Source organism: Paraburkholderia sediminicola, from assembly GCF_046027355.1.
Taxonomy (GTDB): domain Bacteria; phylum Pseudomonadota; class Gammaproteobacteria; order Burkholderiales; family Burkholderiaceae; genus Paraburkholderia; species Paraburkholderia sediminicola_B.
Genome location: NZ_JAQQEK010000014.1, coordinates 140,228 through 158,916 on the forward strand (window position 1 = coordinate 140,228; position 18,689 = coordinate 158,916).

Sequence of the window (18,689 nt, forward strand, 5' to 3'; positions counted from 1 at the left end):
TACCCGGCGAGCTTCACTTCATGAGCTTCGACAACAATTCCGAGTGAGGTCTTTCGTGAGCTATACACAAACACTGTTAGCCGGTGTGGCCGGCGCCTTATTGGCGGTCGCTGCGCACGGCGCCGACAGCACCGGCGCCGGCAGCACCTTTGCCGCGCCGATTTATACGAAATGGGCCAGCGCATACCAGCGTGCCGGCGGCGGCACGGTGAGCTATCGCGGTGTCGGGTCGACGGAAGGGTTGAAGGAGATCATCGTCAGCCAGGTCGATTTCGCCGGATCGGACGCACCGCTGAGCGACGACGAGCTTGCGAAGAATGGCCTGCTCCAGTTCCCAACGGTAATCGGCGGTATCGTGCCGGTCATCAATCTGCCTGGTATCAAGCCCGGCGAGCTGATTCTCTCCGGGCGTGTGCTCGGAGATATCTATCTGGGCAAAATCATCAGTTGGAATGCTCCGGCCATCGCCGCCATCAATCCCACGATCAAGCTGCCCGACACACCTATCGCCGTGGTCCGTCGGCTCGACGGTTCAGGTACCACGCTGATCTGGACGCACTTTCTCGCGCAGGTCAACCCTGAGTGGAAGAGCAAAGTCGGCGAGGGGACTTCAGTCCGCTGGCCGCGCGGAATAGGTGGAAGAGGCAACGAAGGGGTGGCTACCTTCGTACAACATCTGCCGGGCGCCATCGGCTACGTTGCGTGGGATTTTACGAAGCAGAATCATATGTCGTACGCGGCCATGGAAAATGCCGCGGGTGCGGTGGTTCAGCCAGGACCGGAAACATTCAAGGCCGCCGCCGCGAGCGCCGACTGGTCCAAATCGCTCTTTCCGATCCTGACCAACGAATCGGGCGCGAACGCATGGCCCGTCGTCGGCGCGACCTATATATTGGTTCACGACACGCAGGCCAAACCGGAGCGCGGCGAGGAAACACTGAGATTTCTCGACTGGGCGCTGACGAACGGCAGCCAGGCCGCGGAGGACCTGGACTATATTCCGCTGCCGCCGGCAGTCGCGAGCGAGATTCGCACGCAGTTGCACGCGAGGGTAAAGAATCCGTCGGGTAAAACAGTCGCCGGTCAATGACGTGGGGCGTTTCTCCGCTCAAACAGCCACGCGCTGACGAGTCCGCGCCCACTGCGCAAGCGCGGCGCACGCCACCAGCAACGAGCCCGTGACGAAGAACACGGAATGCAGCCCGAGATGGACAGCGATCACGCCGCCGATAATCGGACCGACGACCTGTCCGCTGAATTGTGCCGACTGCAGGTAGCCGAGCATCTGACCGGTTTTGTGCTCTTCCACCGCATGCCGGGCCAGTTTGGCAATCGCAGGCAGAAGGCCGGCCAGCGTCATGCCCATCAGCGCGCGCAACCCCGCCAGTTGCCACCATGCGTGAACGAACGCTTGCGGAATCATCACCACACCGGTCAACACCAGGCATGCGACGATCACGTTCCAACTGCCGATCCGATCGGCCAGTGCGCCGAGGCGCGCCGCCGTGAGCATGCTGCCGAACGCCGAACAGGCCATCACGATACCCGCCACGCGCGCCAGATGAAGCGACGGTACGCCGAGACTGCCGACATAGACCGTGATGACCGGCTCGATCGACATGTTGGCGAGCAGCACCATCATCGCTGTGACGAGCAACGCGGCGATCACCGGATAGTTGTTGCGATGCGTGCTCGCCGCCGCGTGCCCGGCGGGACGCCGTCTGGAATGAGTGGCCGGGTCGAAATCTTCCTTGACGACGAAAATCGTAAGCAACGCGGCCACCGCGATCATGGCGCCACCGGCGAAGAACGTGCCGCGAATGCCGAGCCAGCCCGGCAAAAAACCGCCGACGAGCGGCCCAATCAGATTGCCGGCCAGCGCGCCCGTCGACAGCACGCCCAGCGCCCAGCCCGCGCGTTCCTTCGGCGCCTGCGTGCCGACCATTACCGTCGACGCCGACGAGTACCCGCCCACGAGACCCGCGATCAAGCGCAGGGCGACGAGTTGATGCACATTGTGCGCAAGACCGATCAACGACATCACCACCGCCATGCCGACAGCCGCACGCACCAGCATCGGCTTGCGGCCATAACGATCGGCAAGCCGTCCCCAGACAGGCGCGGTGACAGCAGTTCCCAGAAAGGTGGCGCCGAACGCGATTCCCGACCACTGGATGACCGCGGACTGTGACTGCACACCAAGTTGCTGGACGTAGATGGGCAAGAACGGCAGCAGCATGCTCAGGCTGACGAGCGTGGTGAACGAGCCGAATACGCACACGGCCAGATTGCGGCGCCAATAGCGTTCATGTCGCGCTGAATAATCGAGGCCGTGCGTCGCCTGAGCGGACGGCAGGGTAACTTGTGGAGGGGTGTTCATACCGTCTTCCCGGCAAATGAATGCGAGCGTGACTGACCCTCTGCTTCGGCAAGTTCGCTCACCAATGTGGCAACCAACTCCGCCGCAGGCAATGCTCTCGCGAGCGGCGCGCCCTGGCCGGCCCATTGGACGGCAAATTCGGTGTTGCCCTTTGCGCGGGCCGCGGCATTCAGCGCCTTGGCGGCGTCATACGCAATCGGATAGTCGGGCAGCGGCGGCGCGTCCGGCGAGTCGATCTCGGTAAACAACCGGTTGCTCAGCCCACGTGCCGGGCGGCCGGAGATCACGGCCGTCACGGCCGTCCGGTACGCACGTTGAGTGGTCAGTGCGCTCCGGTAGGCGGCATCCGCGCCCGATTCCGGACACAGCACGAACGCGGTGCCCATCTGCACGGCGCTAGCGCCGAGGAGCAATGCGCTGGCAATGGTTTGACCGTCCATGATGCCGCCCGCGGCGATGACCGGCAGCGTCGACTGTTTTGCGATCAGCCGGACCAGTGCCAAGGTGCCGATCATCGCGTCATCGTCCGGATTGAAGACGCCACGGTGACCGCCTGCTTCCGCACCTTGCGCGACGATCGCATCGAGTCCGGCCTGCTCGATCTGCGTGGCCTCGTGCGGCGTGGTCGCGCAGCCGAACAGCAGAATGCCGGCGCGATGCAGTGCATTGATCCATTCGCGCGATGGCAGCCCGAAATGGAAACTGACGACAGCGGGACGCTCTTCGATCAGAACTTGCAACAGCGTCTCGTCGACCACGAAGCTCGTGTAAATCTCTTTGATCACAGCGGGAGTTTTGGCGCCGAACTCGGCGAACAGCGGCTGCAGATGCGCAAGCCAGGTCGCTTCGCGAAGCGGATCGCTGTACGCTGGCCGATGGCAGAACACGTTGACGTTGAACGGCTGGCTCGTGAGCGCGCGTGTCGCGACGATCAGTTCACGCGCTTGCTGCGCGGTGCTCGCACCCACGGCGATCGAGCCGAGCGCGCCGGCATTGGAAACCGCCGCGGCCAGTGCGGGCGTCGAGATGCCTGCCATCGGCGCCTGAATGATGGGATGCCGCACGCCGAGTGCTTGCAGAAAGCGGATATCGGAGGTCATGGGGTTCTCACAGTTCGAGTAGTGGATAGAAACGCCTGGAGCGGAGTGGCTAGGCTTGCTTCGGACCGAAGCGAAGTGCCGCGAACAGATCCACTGCCAGAGCAAGCGCCAAAGACGCCGCGCCGATCACGAACAACATCGCGTAGTTGCCGCCGTCGTGAGCGAACAGAAACGACAAGCCGTACGCCGCGACTGCCTGCAAGACGGCGAAACTGGTGGTCGCCGCGCTCCAGGCGCCTTTCTGGGCAGCCGGATGATGCGCGAGCAATTCATTGACCCTGCCGAGCACGAGCGCCACGATGCCCGGCACGAACGCGCCGACCACGACGCTCGACACGATCAGTGCCGCAGGTCCGCGCACGACAGCCGGCAAGGCCACTGCGACGATCTGCAGGACATAGGCCACGCGCAGCGCCGGACCGAAGCCGGTGCGGTCAGCCAGATGGCCACTCAGCAGCGGGCCCACAATCGCTCCGAGTCCAAACAGCACCCAGAATTGCGCGCCGGCATCGAGGCCCTTGCCGAGCCCGCGCGCCACGAAATCGACCAGAAAGATCATGTGCGGAACGAGGCCCACGGCGTTCAACGCATACTCGGTGTAGAGCGCGCGCATCGACGCAGCCGGATAAGACCGGCCATGCCCCCTGTGATGCGTCGTGTGCTGCACGGCGGATTCGCCTCGCTCGGGCCAGCCGTTCCATGCGACGGCCGTCAGCGCGAGGGAGATCGCGGCAAGTCCCAGCCACGTTTGCATCAGGCCCTGACGCAGCAGGATCGGCACGATCGTCCCGGATGCCACGATGCCGAGACCAATCCCGCTGAAGATCGCGCCGCTCGCAAAGCCCTTGCGCGATGGAATGACGTGCGCGAGGACCGTCGGCGCGGCCAGCACCATCAGCGCGCCGCCGGCCAGGCCGGATGCGAAGCGCCAGACGAAGAACCAGAGAAACGAAACCGGAAAGGCGCAGGCGACGAACGCGACGCTCGCGAGCAGCATCATCGCGCGCAGAACGAACGTGGCATCGAAGCGCCGTGCCAGCCAACCGCCTGCGAGCGCGCCCGCCAGATAGCCGCCGAGATTGGCCGCGCCGAGATACGCTGCGGTCGACGCCGGAAACCAGTGCGCGCTGACGATCGCCGGCAATAACGGCGTATAGGCGAAGCGCGCGAGGCCGATGCCGACAAGGCTCGCGCTGGCTCCTGCCAGCGTGCGGCGCCAGACATTGAATGCCGGCGGGATCGGTCCGTTGACGACTGCACGTTGCATCACTGCCTCCACTGTTCGGTTGCGCGCCGACTCGTCTTGCTGGCGGGGTCGACACGATAGGTACGAAGGTCACGGCTCGCAATGCCTCTCATGAGGATTGCAAACTGAATGTGGAATGCCTCGCAATGTGACAAACGATGCCGGGAGCGCCGACGCTCTGGCCGCCGTCCGCGTGCGGGATGTTTGCCCGTTACGAAGATTGCCGATTCGAGTCGAGCGTGGCGTCGGTCGTGTCAGTCAATTCGCCGGATGGCCGACGGCTTGCGCTAGGTAATCTCGATGGAAGTAAGTCTAGATTGAACCGATTGAAGAGAGAATCCACGCGGCACGGCAGACATTCTTCCGCGAAACGATTCAATTTCTGGTGGTAATCCGCTGGGATTGGGTGAAATGCTGGCGCAGACGCGGCGCCGCGAAATCGACGAACGCGCGCACCTTGGGCACGGCGAGGCGCCCGTGCGGCGTCAGCAGGTGGACCGGCAGCGGGGCGGGTTCGTTGTCGCTCAGGACGATCTTGAGCGAGCCGTCCTTGACCTGTTCGGCGACGTGGTAGGAAAACATGCGGGTGACGCCGTGTCCCGCGACCGCCGAGGCCACCGCCGCCTGAATACTGTTGACGATAAAGCGGGGCGTGAACTGCACGACGCGCGGAATCGTCGAGCCGTTCGGCGGCGGAAAGCTCCACGAATCCAAGCCGAAGTGGGTCATGGAGATGATCTGATGCTGGGCCAGATCGGCGGGTTCGGTGATCGGAGGGTGCTTCGCCAGGTAACGAGGTGACGCGGCAACGACCCGCCGCACTTCGCCGACGGGGATGGCCACCAGCGTCGAATCCGGCAGATGGGCGATGCGCAACGCCAGATCCATCCCTTCGTCAATGAGGCTGACCGGGCGGTCGAGCATATTCAGGCGGACCGAGACTGCGGGATAGCGGTCGACGAATTCGTCGATGATCGGCTGCAGCATGTCCTGGCCGGCGGCCACCGGCGCGGTGATCGTGAGCAGCCCGCGCGGTGCGGAGCGCTCGCCGGCGATCAGCAGATCGGCCTCTTCGAGATCGGTGAGAATGCGCCGGCAGGCGGCGGCATATCGCTCGCCGGCTTCGCTCAGTTTGATCGTCCGCGTCGTGCGGTGCAGCAGGGCCGTGCCGACATGTTCTTCGAGGAACGCGATAGCGCGGCTAACCGCGGCGGGCGAACGGCCGAGCCGACGGCTCGCGCCCGCCAGGCTGCCTTCGTCGAGCGTGGCGACGAACACCTTCATTGCGTCGATGCGGTCCATGTTGCCTGATCCGGTGTGATTGAAAACGCGATCTGGCAGAGTCTACAGCGATGGACCGAACGGGAGTGGCGCAGGGGCGCTCGAGCGGCTAGGCGCTCAAGCGCCGGCGGATGCGGATGCCTCCAGTTCCGCAAGCCGCTTGCGCAGCAGGCGATCCTCCTGGAAGCGGCTGGTTTCGTCGCGGATCACGGCGACGATGCCGGTGAGTTCGTTTTGTGGCGAATGCAGCAACGCGACCGTGAAGGCAATCGACAGCGAGCGCCCGTCCTTGTGCACGGCGGGGACGCGCAGCACGTCGTTGCCATAGCGGGTTTCGCCTGTGGCCATGGTCTTGTGGTAGCCATCCCAATGGCGGCCGCGCAGACGTTCCGGGATGATCAGGTCCAGCGAATTGCCGAGCGCCTCGCCTTGCGTGAAACCGAACATGCGTTCAGCCGCGGGGTTCCAGAATGTGATGCTGCCGCGGGCGTCTGAAATGATGATCGCGTCGCCGATCGCGTTGGCAAGTTGCTGGAAGTCGATGGCGTTTTGCATGGCGCTCCCCCAAATGTGAAAACACGAATGCTCAATAGGATACGGCGCCGCCAGGGACGCCGCATCGGCAAGGCCGGGCTTATACCCGGCCTTGCGTAGCACCATTAAACCGCTTTCACTTCGCGCAGGTTGAAAATGTCCTGCTTGCTGTAGCCGAGGCTTGCGAGCACTTCTTCGGTGTGTTCACCCAGCAGCGGCGAGGCGGTGACTTCCGGCTTCAGATCCGAAAACTTGATCGGGCTGCCGACGGTCAGATACGAGCCGCGTTTCTTGTGCGGCACTTCGACAATCGTGCCGCTCGCGCGCAGCGACGGATCGTTGGCCAGTTCCTTCATGGTCAGCACCGGCGCGCACGGAATGTCGAACTTGCGCAGGATGTCGACTGCTTCGAACTTGGTCTTGTCGGCAAGCCAGCCTTCAATCGTTTTGAAGATGTCGAAGATATGCGGTTGACGTGCTTCCGCCGTCTTGTAGGCCGGGTCGTCGATCCACTCGGGCTTGCCGAGCGCCTTGCAGATCGGTTCCCACGCGTGACCCTGAATCGTGAAGTAGATGTATGCGTTCGGATCCGTTTCCCAGCCCTTGCACTTGAGCACCCAACCCGGCTGGCCGCCGCCGCCCGCATTGCCGCCGCGCGGCACGACATCGCTGAATTCGCCGTGCGGATACTGCGGATATTCCTCGAGGTAGCCGACACGCTCCAGCCGCTGCTGGTCGCGCAGTTTCACCCGGCACAGGTTCAGCACGCTGTCCTGCATCGACACCGCGACTTTCTGGCCCTTGCCGGTTTTGTCGCGTCCCAAGAGCGCGGTCAGAATGCCGATGGCCAGATGCATGCCGGTGTTGCTGTCACCGAGCGCCGCCGCGCTGATGGTCGGCGGGCCGTCCCAGAAGCCGGTGGTGGAGGCCGCGCCACCCGCGCATTGCGCGACGTTTTCGTAGACCTTCAGGTCGTCGTAGTGGTGGCCGTCGCTGAAGCCCTTCACCGAAGCGACGATCATCTTCGGGTTGAGTTCGTTCAGCCGTTCCCACGAAAAGCCCATCCGATCCAACGCGCCCGGGCCGAAATTCTCGACCAGCACGTCCGATTCGCGGATCAGCTTTTCGAGCACCTCCTTGCCTTCGGGTTTTTTCGTGTCGAGCGTCAGCGACTTCTTGTTGCTGTTGAGCATCGTGAAGTACAGCGCGTCGGCGTCAGGGATATCGCGTAACTGGTTGCGCGTCACGTCGCCGGAACCCGGCCGCTCGACCTTGATGACGTCCGCGCCGAACCAGGCGAGCAACTGCGTGCAGGCAGGGCCCGCCTGAACGTGGGTGAAGTCGATGATCCTGATGCCTTCGAGAGGTTTGGTCATGTTGATATCTCCGTGGTTGCCCAGATTACTTTTTCATTGCCGCGCTTTGCGGATTCAGATTGGTCAGGCGGCCGCTTTCGGTGCCGGCCGCTTCGTCGATTACGGCATTGATCAGGCTCGGCTTGCCTGAGGCGATCGATTCGAGCAGCGCCTTCGTCAGTTCTTCCGGCGTGGTCGCGTGATAGCCGATGCCGCCGAATGCCTCAATCATCTTGTCGTAGCGCGCGTTCTTCACGAACACGGTCGGCGCGACGTCCTTGCCGCCCGTCGGGTTCACGTCGGTGCCGCGATACACGCCGTTGTTGTTGAAGACGATGGTGCAGACCGGCAAGTCATAACGGCAGATTGTCTCGAGTTCCATGCCGCTGAAGCCGAACGCGCTATCGCCTTCGATTGCGACGACTGGTTTGCCGCTCGTCACCGCCGCGCCGATCGCGAAACCCATGCCGATGCCCATGATTCCCCACGTGCCCGAATCGAAGCGTTTGCGCGGCTCGTACATGTCGATGATGCTGCGCGCGTAGTCGAGCGTGTTCGCGCCTTCGTTGACGACGTTGATGTCCGGGCGCGTCTTCAGCACGTCGCGGATCGCGCGCAACGCGCTGTGGAAATTCATCGGCGACGGGTTCTTGTCGAGCGTCGCGGCCATCTTGGCGAGGTTTTTGTTCTTGCGCTCGGCGATCGCGCCGGTCCATTCGGTGCTCGGCTTCGTGTAGCTCGCATCGATGCCTTCACGCAGCGCCGCCACGCACGAACCGATATCGCCGATCACCGGCGCGGCAATCGCGACGTTGCTGTCGATTTCGGTCGGCGAGATGTCGACCTGGACGAACTTCTTCGGCTCCGCGCCCCACGTCTTGCCCTTGCCGTGCGAGAGCAGCCAGTTCAGACGCGCGCCGATCAGCACGACGACATCGGCTTCCTGCAGCACGAACGAACGCGCCGCCGACGCCGATTGCTCGTGCGTATCGGGCAGCAGGCCCTTGGCCATCGACATCGGCAGATACGGAATACCGCTTTGTTCGACGAACGCGCGAATCTCCGCGTCGGCCTGCGCGTACGCCGCGCCCTTGCCGAGCAGGATCAGCGGACGCTTGGCGCTCTTCAGCACGTCAATCGCGCGCTTGACCGATTCCGGCGCGGGCAACTGACGCGGTGCGGCGTCGATCACGCGCACCAGCGATTGCTGCGCTTTGACGGCGTCCATCGTTTGCGCGAGCAGCTTGGCGGGCAAGTCCAGATACACGCCGCCGGGACGGCCCGACACCGCGGCCCGGATCGCCCGCGCCACGCCGATGCCAATATCTTCCGCATGCAGCACGCGATACGCGGCCTTCGCGTAGGGCTTGGCCGCATTCAACTGATCCATCTCTTCGTAATCACCCTGCTGCAGATCCACGATTTCACGCTCGCTCGACCCGCTAATCAGGATCATCGGGAAGCAGTTGGTGGTCGCGTTGGCGAGGGCAGTCAGTCCATTCAGGAAGCCCGGCGCCGACACCGTCAGGCAGATGCCCGGCTTCTTCGTCATGTAACCGGAAACAGCCGCGGCATTGCCCGCGTGCTGTTCATGGCGAAAGCCGATGAAACGCATCCCTTCCGCCTGGGCAAGTCGCGCCAGGTCGGTGATCGGGATGCCGACCAGGCCAAAGATGGTGTGGATGTCGTTCAGTTTCAGCGCGTCGATGACGAGGTGGAATCCGTCGGTCGTCTCGGTCGCCTGTTGTGTCGACGTTTCGTCTGTTGTGGGCTGGTCGGCTTCTGCCATGACATCTCTCCTTGGTGGCGGGGCGTTGTGTGGTTGGTTGCGAGCGGTGCGCTCACGTGGTCAGTCAATCAGGCGAGCCGCCGGACGACGGCTGCAGCCTTGCCTCAGCGATGACCACGCTGGCCGGCGCGCCTGAGTTTTCGATCCAGCGCTTTCTCATGGGGGCGAGGATGAATTTCGCGGACACGGCTGCCGCGATCGACACCACGGCGGCCGAGATGAACACCGTGCTCCATCCGCCGTTCGCCGACAGCACCGATGCAAGCGGTACCAGCATCGATGCGGTGCCCTTCGCGGTATAAAGCGTCCCCGCGTTGGCTGCGGCGTATTTACTGCCGAACGTGTCCGCGCAAGTCGCCGGGAAGATCGAGAAGATTTCGCCCCAGCACAGGAACACGGCGGCCGCGAAGAACATGAAGGCGTACGGGTTATGGCCGAACTGCATGAGCCCCAGCAGGGCGACGCCTTCGCCGAGAAAGATCATGAACATCGTGTTTTCCCGGCCGATGCGGTCCGACAGAAAGCCGCACAAGGGACGGGTGAAGCCGTTGCACAGGTTGTCGATAGACAATGTCATCGTGAGGAGCGGCAGCGTGATGCCCATCAGATTCACGGGCAGCTTGGCAAAGCCGTATTCCTTCGCAATCGGCCCGAGCTGCGCGGTCGCGATGATGCCGCCGGCCGCGACGAACACGAACATCAGATACAGCACCCAGAAGAGCGGCGAACGGATCATCTCGCCGGGCGTGTAGTCGATCTTGCTAGCGACGATGCGTTTAGCGGCGACAGCGGTTGCCGGCGGCTTCGGCCGGATCAGCATGGTGGCGAGCAAGAGAATGCAGACGCCCTGGAAAATGCCGAAGAACATGAACGTGTGCTGATAGCCCGAATGCTGGATCATGTTGGCGATCGGAATCACGGTGACGGCCGCGCCGGCGCCAAAACCCGCCGCGGTCAAACCGGCCGCGAGACCGCGTTTATCCGGAAACCATTTGAGCGCCGTGCCGACGCAGGTGCCGTACACGCAGCCCGCGCCGATCCCGGCGATGACCGCCGCGACGTACAGCGCGGCGAGACTGCTCGCATGCGCGTCGATGATCCAGCCGAGCGCCGCGCACAGCGAGCCGCCGATGACGACCGGGCGCGGCCCGAACTTATCGACGAGCCAACCTTCGACGGGCACGAGCCAGGTTTCAGTGACGATGAAGATCGTGAACGCGGTCTGGATCGCCGCTTGTCCCCAATGGTGGGCGTTGTCCATCGGCACGACGAATAGCGTCCATGCGTATTGCAGGTTCGCGACGAGCCCCATGCACACAATGCCGATCGCGAGTTGCACCCAGCGGTGATGCGTGAATGCAGTACGGCCTCTTTCCGATGCACTGGAATGTCCCATGTCTCCGTCTCCTGTATATTCCGTCGCGCTCAAGCGGCGCGTTGGACTTACGTGATCGAACCGCTTCGTCGCCGCTCAGTTTGCGGGCAACAAGGCGCCAATGGTCGGCCAGAGGGAGCTGCACTAACGAAAACCCTTACCCGTCAAATGCAAAACCACCGGGTGAGAGGCAATAGGTCGTGCAGCGCGTCTGAGGGGATGCTGCGCGAGAACAGCAATAAGTAAAAGTTAAAACATTTTATGGTTTGCATTAGGCATTCCTAATGGATGCGCTGTCGCCCTTGGCCATGGCTTGATTGAGGGCGACGACTCGCTGTTCAAGTGCGCGGATCTCGTTGCTGAGGCTACTTGGGGTAAACCAATATATAAACAAAACACTATCGTTTTTCGAAAAAACTTTAACTATTGTTTATCTGTGGGCTCTTCTACTCTTCGTCATGCCACCTGCCTGATGGAGACGACCATGAACCCCTTGCAATTCGACGCTGGCGACAGCGCACACCATGCTGAAATCCAGGCGCAACTGTGCGCCTATAACGCCGCTTTCGACGAGCTCGGCCTGCGCTTTCGTTGGGATGTGCAGACGCTGGCGTTGCTGGCCATGATCGAGGGCGAACAGGCGCAGATTGCCGCGTACATCGAAGCGCATCATGCGCACTTGTTGAAAGCCTACAGCGCTGAGTTTTTGAGCCAGGCCATTCTGGAGAAGAAACGTGCGCGTTATCCGGCGCCGTTGCCGAGACGTGTCGAAAGCGCGCCGCGTCAGAGTCGCGTGGTTCATCAGCCAGAAATGAGCAGCTGGCGCGAACGCGTTTCGTACGAGATGGACCTGCCGGCGCTGGCAGGTGTGTAGATGCGGTGGACGGCATGCGCGCGTTCCATGCGGGGACGCGCCGGCCGATCATGTGGGCATGCGGAGAGCGACAGTCATAGCCACTAAAGCAGGCGTGACAGCGGCTTCTCTGTTGAATGCGCTATTGGCTCAAAAGGAATGGAAGAAGCTCCGCCGTGACCTCTTTCGGGCATTCTTCGGGAAGAAGATGGCCCCCGCGAAGCTGCTCACTTCCGTGCGCGCCAGCAATAGTTATCGAGCGTTTCCGAACGCGGCTGTCGCGCAGGTCAGGCAGATTCAACGCATGATCGCCACGGGTTTCAGCCTGGCTGATATCCGCTCCTTTCCCGACTGCATGCGGATGATCGAAGGCGCGAGTTCGTGCGCCGAAACGACCGATGCGCAGCGCAAGCGGCTGGCCTCCATCGAGCGTCAGATAGCGGAACTGGAACGGCTTCGCGCGCGGCTGCTTAAAACGCTGGCGGAAGGAATTGCTCCACCTTTAGACTAATTTGCCGGAATTGACGGTGCGCCCGGGCGAAGCGCCGAAGTGAGTCAGTTCAAGGCGCTGGCGACATCTCGGTGTCGCCGGTCATGGAAAGGGTGGCCTAAGCCAACTAGGTTCCTATAGCGGCACCGATTGGTCAATAGAGAGGTGTGCTCTATTGATCAATAACAACTCCCATCAGATACTCGAAGCAACGTCCCCACGCTCGCAAGATCATGGCCACGCTGGCAATGCGAGCGGACCGATTCTTCACCGCCCACGTCCGGTTCATGCGCGGGACGGTTTAAAAAGTCAAGCGGGGCCGCCGTATTCTGATAGATGGCGTGCCGGCAAGGTCCCGCAGATGGCGGGCGAGGTACGCGCGAGACTAGAGGAGGCCTGAAATGGCGCATGCGGATCTGGCGATACTTGGGGGCGTCGGGATTCTCGCGCTGGCCTGCCTGCTCGTGTGCGGTATTTACCTGTACTGGAGTAGCGACAGATACCGCGACCGGCAGCAGCGTTTGGAGACGCAAATCAGCGGAGTCCAGGCGGCGGAGCAAAACGACGAACAGTTTTCGGAACCGGGGGCAACCATGGGCACGCAACTGAGCCATCGCTGCAAAACCTCGCTGTATCGGGCGGTATTCAACAACGCGCACGACGACAGCATCGTGTTCCTGCTGGCCGGCAGCCGCGACGACGCGCGAAAACGGGCGACCGGCGCGCTGGCTGCTATCCACGGCATCGCAGCCCCTGCCGTGGCTCTCTCCAACCTCGCCTCGTTCTGCGAGTTGGTCGACGTCGGTGTCAGCGAGGATGAGGAGTTGCGGATATTCGAAATGGCCTGGAAAGGTGCGGATGTCAGTGCCTGGGCCGAACACCCGCTTTTCCTGACCGATGATCCCAGCTTGATCGGGAAGTGGGCCGAGTTATACGCGGACCTGGCGCGGGAGTTGGCTGTCAGCGCGATCGACAGGGCGCGAGACTAGCGACCAGATCGGCTGTTACGGCTCGCCAATCGGAGACGGCCGCGGAGCCGTTCGGGATTGGCTCGTGCCACGCACCTCCATCAAAAGGTGCCGGAGAAGGCCTGTTGGACTTTGGCGGGATTGGTCGTCCCGTTCGCGATCAGCAACTGGGTGAGCAAGCGCGCCTTTTGCGGATTCAGATCGAGCGAGACGACGAAGCCGCGTTTGTCGTCCTCGACTTCCACGTTTCTGTTGACGAACCCCGACATCACGCGCGTCGAGCGGACAACCACAATGCCCTTTTTCGCCGCCCGGTCGAGGGCAGCCAGCGCTTCCCTGGATGCATCGCCATCGCCTTCGCCCGCCAGCACGATACCTTTCGCTCCATCGGCAATAGCGTGGTCGATCTGCGCTCCGTCCATGTTGCTGTGCGCATAGACGATCTCCACGCGCGGCAGGCGGCCGTTCGTCGGCAAGCCAAGGGTATCGCGTGTTGAGGCAGGCGCAGGCGCGACGAAACGAATGCTCGCCGGGTCGACATAGCCGATCACGCCCGCGTTCGGCGAAGCAAAAGTCTGCACGGCAGTCGTGTTGGTCTTGGTAATCCAGCGCGGCCCGTGGATCTGATCATTCATGACCACCATCACGCCTCGGCCTCGGGATTTCGGACTCGCTGCTACTTCCACCGCTTCGTAGAGATTGTTGGGGCCATCCGCGCTCGTTGATCCGCCCGGCCGCATCGACCCTACCAGGACCACCGGCTTATCCGAGCGCACGACGTTTTGCAGGAAGAATGCCGTTTCTTCCATCGTATCCGTGCCGTGGGTGATCACGATCCCATCCGCTTCATTTCGATCGAAAGCCTCCTGGATGCGGCGCGCGAGCCGGAACCAGATCTCGTCGTTCATATCCTGGGATCCGACATTGGATATCTGCTCAGAGGCGATGCTCCCGAGTTTTTCAATGCCCGGAACCGCCCGAACCAGTTCCTGGCCTTTGACGTTGCCTGAGTTGTAGCCAATGGCCGAACGCGGGTCAGCTGTGCCGGCAATCGTGCCGCCGGTCGCCAAAACAAGAATCCGCGGCGAGGCGGCGGCCGGGTTCGCCGCGTCGGTGGCGGCCGCGTTATCAGACGTTGTGTCCGCAGCCCAAACGCCGGTGCCGTACAAGGAGCCAGCGCATACGAGAAGCACAGCGGCAAGTGTTGTGCTCGACTTGCGCAGACAGGCAGCCTGTTGAAGGGTAGTCTTGATGTTCATATCCAGTGTCCTATAAGGATTTAACAGCGCAAAGAAAGACGTCGCATGTCGACGTCACCAGGCCGTTCCGTAGCCGCCGTCGCCAGGGCCACGCAATGCTGCGCAAGAACATCGGTCGGATCGACCAGACTGACGCGCGTGCCGGTCGTGCCGACGAAACTCTTCCGCGGCAATAAAAGTGGCAACTCGGTGCATCCCAGGATGATGGCTTCGACGCCTTCCGTAATGAGGCCATCGATGGCGGCGGAGACATCGTCCAGGCACTGTCCGGTGGTAAATCCCGCCTTCACGCCTTCCTTGCCGTAGATCGCTTCCATCACCCGCGCCTGCAAATCCGCGCGAGGCACGATTTGTTGCAATCCCTCCGATTCAAGAGCCTTCTCGTAGACGCCGCTTGCGATCGTCCCCGAAGTTGCCAGCACGCCGACGGAACGAAGCAGTGGAAACGTCTCGCGGAGATGGCGGACTGTCACTGTGAGCATATTGACGATCGGTATGCCCAGATACGGCTGAATGCGTTCAACAAATGCATGCGCGGTGTTACACGGAATAGCGATCAGGTCCGCATCGCCCGACTCGAGCTTCTTACAGGTGGCGTAAAGCGAAATAGTCGGGTCGGGACCGTCACCGATCAGGTTCTCCGTGCGGTCGGGAATCTGAGGATTCTGTTCAATCAGGAGCCTGATATGGTCCTGGTCGCGATTCGCCGGCGTGTTGCGTACGATCTTCTGCATGAAGTCCACCGTAGCCGCGGGCCCAACCCCACCGACTACGCCGACCTTGAAAATTGATTCCGGCGAACCGTAATCGCCTGCTATCACGTACTGCGCATAGGCGAGATTCGAATCGATCAGTGGTACTCGGAAATGGCCCATTTCCTCGGCCACGAGTGCGATCTCGGTCAGGCCCGGCACAATGATATTGGCGCCTTGCGCGATGAGGTCCTCGCACGCCTCGCGCAGAAGCGCGACGGGCCGGCCGGACAGGTTTCCGCTCTTGATACCGTTCGCGCCATAGACGGCTTCGGTGATGAGGTCGACGCCGTCACGTGGACGGGGATGAATGACTTCAAATTCAGGCGCAGCGAAATACTTTTCAAACAATCCTTTTCGACGGGTGTAGTCCGAGGTCAGCACGCCGATTCGCCGCGCAGTCGGAAATTTTCGACGAACCTGGCTGCGTACGGCTTCGACCATATCGACAATCTGCAAGGGCGAGTTAGCCTTCAACTCATCGATAAACGTATGACTGAGAAAGCACGGGAGTACGACGGTCGTCACGCCTCGCTTCTCGAAGCCGCTGATCATGTCGAAGATGTACAGCTTGCGCTGAGTCGTCGCTTCGCTACCCGTGACCGTGCCGCCAAAGGGATGCTGCTCGAAGATGACGTCGACGTGTTCCGCATCGCTCGACGCGGGCGTCGATTTGACGAGCTTGAAAAAGACGTCGGCGCTCGCCAGCGGGCCCAAACCGCCCACCACGCCGAACTTTTTCCCGCTCAGCATGCTTGCGCTGATCATTTCGTCTCGCCTTGCAATTGGCCCAAGGCAACGCTGCCGCCGTCGTCGATCTGCTTGACGGCCCGCCTCGCTTCCCACTTCGCAATAACGGCCGTCGCGATGCTATTGCCAATCACGTTCGTGGCGGTTCGCCCCATATCGAGAATCTGATCGATAGCGAGGATCAGCACCACGCCGGACGGGGGCAGGTGAAACATCGGCGCGACAGCGGCGACCACCACCACGGAACCTCTTGCGACGCCGGCCATTCCCTTGCTGCTCAACATCAGGACCAGCAACATCATGATTTGCGCGCTGAGCGGCATGTCGATACCGAATGCCTGCGCAATAAAAATCGCGGCAAACGCCTGATACATCATCGAGCCGTCGAGATTGAACGCGTAGCCGAGCGGCAACGTAAAGCCGACGACTTTCTTGTCGATCCCGAACGCTTCGAGCTTCTCGGTCAGACGCGGATAAGCAGCCTCACTGCTCGCGGTGGAAAAGGCGAGCATGGCGGGTTCTCGGACGGCTTTTAGCAACTTCCAGATCGACTTGCCCAGAAAGACATGACCGACGAGGATGAGGACGATCCACAGCGTGACAAGACCGAGATAGAAGCTGCCGACTAGCTTGCCATACGTGGTCAGCACGTCCAGGCCGTTCACCGTAATCGCGGATGCCAGTGCGCCGAAAACACCGATCGGTGCGAGCCGCATCACATAGTCGGTCAGCTTCAGCATGGCGGGTACGAGCGCGTCGATGCCGGCGATCAGCGGTGTGACACGCGGGTCCTTTTTGATGGCGCTCAGAACGACGCCGAACAGGACCGAAAAGACGAGGATCTGCAGGATGTCATTTCGCGCCATTGCATCGATGATGCTGGAAGGAAACGCATGCGTGACGAAGTCCTTGAAATTCAGACCCGCGGTGTTGAGGCCCGTGGCCACATCGGAACTGGTCTGCGTCATATGCAGGCCCGCGCCGGGTTGCAGCGCGTTCGCAAGGACGAGGCCGAGCGCGAGCGAGAACAGTGAGGCGCACACGAACCATCCCACCGACCTGAGGCCGATTCTGCGCACGTCGCGCGTGCCTTCCATGCCGGCGAGACCGGACACCAGCGTGGCGAAGACGAGCGGCGCGATGATCATCTTCACAAGCCGCAAGAAGATGTCGGTGATGATCGAGAAGTAACTGGCGATGGTCTTCGCTTCCGCAGCACCGGCGGCGCTCCGATGGCACACGTAACCGACAATCACGCCGAGCGCCATGCCGACGACAATATAGAAAGTAAGGCGGTTTTTCATTTCCATCAGTCCGAGGGATGCGCACGAGGGTCTGACGTGACCGCGGTGCGCTGGCAGGAGGCAAAAACGTCGTTAGCGACGCGACGTTTCTGTGTATGGACGGATGATAGAGATGATCAGAAAAGACTCGATGCGGGTCCTGCATGGGGATATGCGAAACTCGCATAACGCGGGATAACCCCTAATCGACGGCCGGCGACGCGGCGCGAAGATGGCGCCAGAGCGTGTCGAGAAACTCATTGCGATTCGACGCATCGCGGTAGGCGCGAAGTTCGACTTCGAGGTTCCATGCGTCGCGGCCCGCGAGGACCAACTCGCCCGTGTCGAGCTCGGCGACGATCGAACTCTTGGGAAGCCACGCGACTCCTTCGCCTTCCAGAACCAGTTTCTTGAGGACCTCGGCCATATCGGACTCGTAGTGAGGTCGCAAAGCCGGCGTCGTGTCGACCCGGCTCAACAGCAGTGCAAGGCAGCGGCCGAAATAGCTGGTTTCTGTATACGAAATCAACGGCAATGGACGGGCCGCTGTTCCCGGCAGCCGGAAGATGGGCGCACCACGTGGATTTGGCCGGCAGACAGGCAGCAACACGTCGACGCCGACGGTGAGATGCTCGTACCTGATCGGGTCCAGGTGGAGAGGAAGCTCCGGGTGATGGTAGGCGAACATCAGTTCGCAGTTGCCGTTCACGAGCATCAGAATGGAGTCGTGGACATTGGTGGGTATCACTCGGGCACGGACCTCCCCGAAACGTGCCGTGAGCGCCTTCAACCAGGCCGGCAGGAAACTCAGCGCGATCGTATGGCCCGCTGCAATCTGCAAGCCTTTGCCCGCCATGCGTTGATCGATGCGAATGATGGCTCGCGTATCGAACAGCTTCCCCAATATGTCGACCGCGGCCTCGCGAAACAATTGTCCGGCCGGCGTCAGTGTCGGAGGGAAACTGCTGCGGTCGATCAGGTCCGCGCCCACCCACTGCTCAAGTGATTGAATGCGCCTGCTGAACCCTGACTGGGTGACATTCCGGAACTCCGCCGCGCGCGAGAAGCTTTGATACTGGGAGAGTGCGATGAAGTCCTCGATCCACTTGATTTCCATGTCGGATCCGTTTTGTGGGTAATAGGGAGCGCGTGTTTCGAAGTGAGTGTGTGATTCTACGCTGGCAGATGTGTCCGATAAGTCATGAGGCGCATGCGGAAAATCCCGGTGCTGAATTGATATGGAATCCTTTAATTGACGACGGTCGTATACCCGT

General features: G+C 61.8%; 16 protein-coding genes. 4 read left to right on the top strand and 12 right to left on the bottom strand.

Annotation, left to right across the window (positions count from 1 at the left end):
- Nucleotides 1-55 precede the first annotated feature (55 nt).
- Nucleotides 56-1,090: a phosphate ABC transporter substrate-binding protein PstS gene (gene pstS, locus PQR42_RS23995; RefSeq protein WP_408386910.1), complete on the top strand. Its 1,035-nt coding sequence runs from the start codon at nt 56-58 to the stop codon at nt 1,088-1,090.
- A gap of 18 nt (nt 1,091-1,108) precedes the next feature.
- On the opposite strand, the gene PQR42_RS24000 is transcribed toward pstS, so the two are convergent.
- From PQR42_RS24000 to oxlT, 8 genes are all read right to left on the bottom strand, one after another.
- Complete coding sequence (locus tag PQR42_RS24000) at nt 1,109-2,380, bottom strand: MFS transporter (protein WP_408386909.1); 1,272 nt, start codon at nt 2,378-2,380, stop codon at nt 1,109-1,111.
- Nucleotides 2,377-3,480 carry an NAD(P)H-dependent flavin oxidoreductase gene (locus PQR42_RS24005; RefSeq protein ID WP_408386908.1) on the bottom strand — a complete coding sequence of 368 codons (1,104 nt, stop codon included), beginning with the start codon at nt 3,478-3,480 and terminating at the stop codon, nt 2,377-2,379. Before PQR42_RS24005 ends, PQR42_RS24000 begins: the two co-directional genes overlap by 4 nt.
- Before the next feature lie 49 nt (nt 3,481-3,529).
- On the bottom strand, nt 3,530-4,747 hold the full coding sequence (locus PQR42_RS24010; RefSeq protein WP_408386907.1) for a YbfB/YjiJ family MFS transporter: 1,218 nt from the start codon (nt 4,745-4,747) through the stop codon (nt 3,530-3,532).
- A 354-nt stretch (nt 4,748-5,101) separates the two neighbouring features.
- Nucleotides 5,102-6,028 carry a LysR family transcriptional regulator gene (locus tag PQR42_RS24015; protein ID WP_132383799.1) on the bottom strand — a complete coding sequence of 309 codons (927 nt, stop codon included), beginning with the start codon at nt 6,026-6,028 and terminating at the stop codon, nt 5,102-5,104.
- A 96-nt stretch (nt 6,029-6,124) separates the two neighbouring features.
- Nucleotides 6,125-6,562, bottom strand: coding sequence for a PAS domain-containing protein (locus PQR42_RS24020; protein WP_408205261.1), 438 nt, complete (start codon nt 6,560-6,562; stop codon nt 6,125-6,127).
- Nucleotides 6,563-6,666: 104 nt separating this feature from the next.
- The gene (frc, locus tag PQR42_RS24025; protein ID WP_408205260.1) at nt 6,667-7,917 is read right to left on the bottom strand and encodes a formyl-CoA transferase; all 1,251 of its coding nucleotides are present in this window, start codon (nt 7,915-7,917) and stop codon (nt 6,667-6,669) included.
- 25 nt (nt 7,918-7,942) lie between these two features.
- Entirely contained in the window at nt 7,943-9,685 is a 1,743-nt protein-coding gene (oxc, locus tag PQR42_RS24030; RefSeq protein WP_408205259.1) for an oxalyl-CoA decarboxylase, read from the bottom strand.
- 64 nt (nt 9,686-9,749) lie between these two features.
- Nucleotides 9,750-11,081: an oxalate/formate MFS antiporter gene (gene oxlT / locus PQR42_RS24035; protein ID WP_408205258.1), complete on the bottom strand. Its 1,332-nt coding sequence runs from the start codon at nt 11,079-11,081 to the stop codon at nt 9,750-9,752.
- 292 nt (nt 11,082-11,373) lie between these two features.
- On the opposite strand from oxlT, the gene PQR42_RS24040 reads away from it, so the two are divergent.
- The 3 genes from PQR42_RS24040 to PQR42_RS24050 all read left to right on the top strand — a co-directional run bounded on the left by PQR42_RS24040 (nt 11,374) and on the right by PQR42_RS24050 (nt 13,392).
- Complete coding sequence (locus PQR42_RS24040; RefSeq protein ID WP_408386906.1) at nt 11,374-11,934, top strand: hypothetical protein; 561 nt, start codon at nt 11,374-11,376, stop codon at nt 11,932-11,934.
- Between the two features lie 112 nt (nt 11,935-12,046).
- Nucleotides 12,047-12,424, top strand: a complete 378-nt coding sequence (locus tag PQR42_RS24045; RefSeq protein ID WP_408205256.1) for a MerR family DNA-binding protein — start codon at nt 12,047-12,049, stop codon at nt 12,422-12,424.
- 380 nt (nt 12,425-12,804) lie between these two features.
- On the top strand, nt 12,805-13,392 hold the full coding sequence (locus PQR42_RS24050; RefSeq protein ID WP_408386905.1) for a hypothetical protein: 588 nt from the start codon (nt 12,805-12,807) through the stop codon (nt 13,390-13,392).
- A gap of 80 nt (nt 13,393-13,472) precedes the next feature.
- Here PQR42_RS24050 and PQR42_RS24055 read toward each other — a convergent pair whose 3' ends face one another.
- The 4 genes from PQR42_RS24055 to PQR42_RS24070 form a co-directional block, all read right to left on the bottom strand.
- Nucleotides 13,473-14,630 (bottom strand): asparaginase, encoded by a 1,158-nt coding sequence (locus PQR42_RS24055; RefSeq protein WP_408386904.1) that lies wholly within the window; start codon nt 14,628-14,630, stop codon nt 13,473-13,475.
- Nucleotides 14,631-14,650: 20 nt separating this feature from the next.
- Nucleotides 14,651-16,150, bottom strand: a complete 1,500-nt coding sequence (gene cuyB, locus PQR42_RS24060; protein ID WP_408387016.1) for a cysteate racemase — start codon at nt 16,148-16,150, stop codon at nt 14,651-14,653.
- Nucleotides 16,147-17,436, bottom strand: a complete 1,290-nt coding sequence (locus PQR42_RS24065) for a dicarboxylate/amino acid:cation symporter (RefSeq protein ID WP_408493836.1) — start codon at nt 17,434-17,436, stop codon at nt 16,147-16,149. The genes cuyB and PQR42_RS24065 overlap by 4 nt, the downstream gene beginning before the upstream one ends.
- Nucleotides 17,437-17,617: 181 nt before the next feature.
- Nucleotides 17,618-18,532, bottom strand: coding sequence for a LysR substrate-binding domain-containing protein (locus tag PQR42_RS24070; RefSeq protein ID WP_408386902.1), 915 nt, complete (start codon nt 18,530-18,532; stop codon nt 17,618-17,620).
- Between the last annotated feature and the right edge of the window lie 157 nt (nt 18,533-18,689).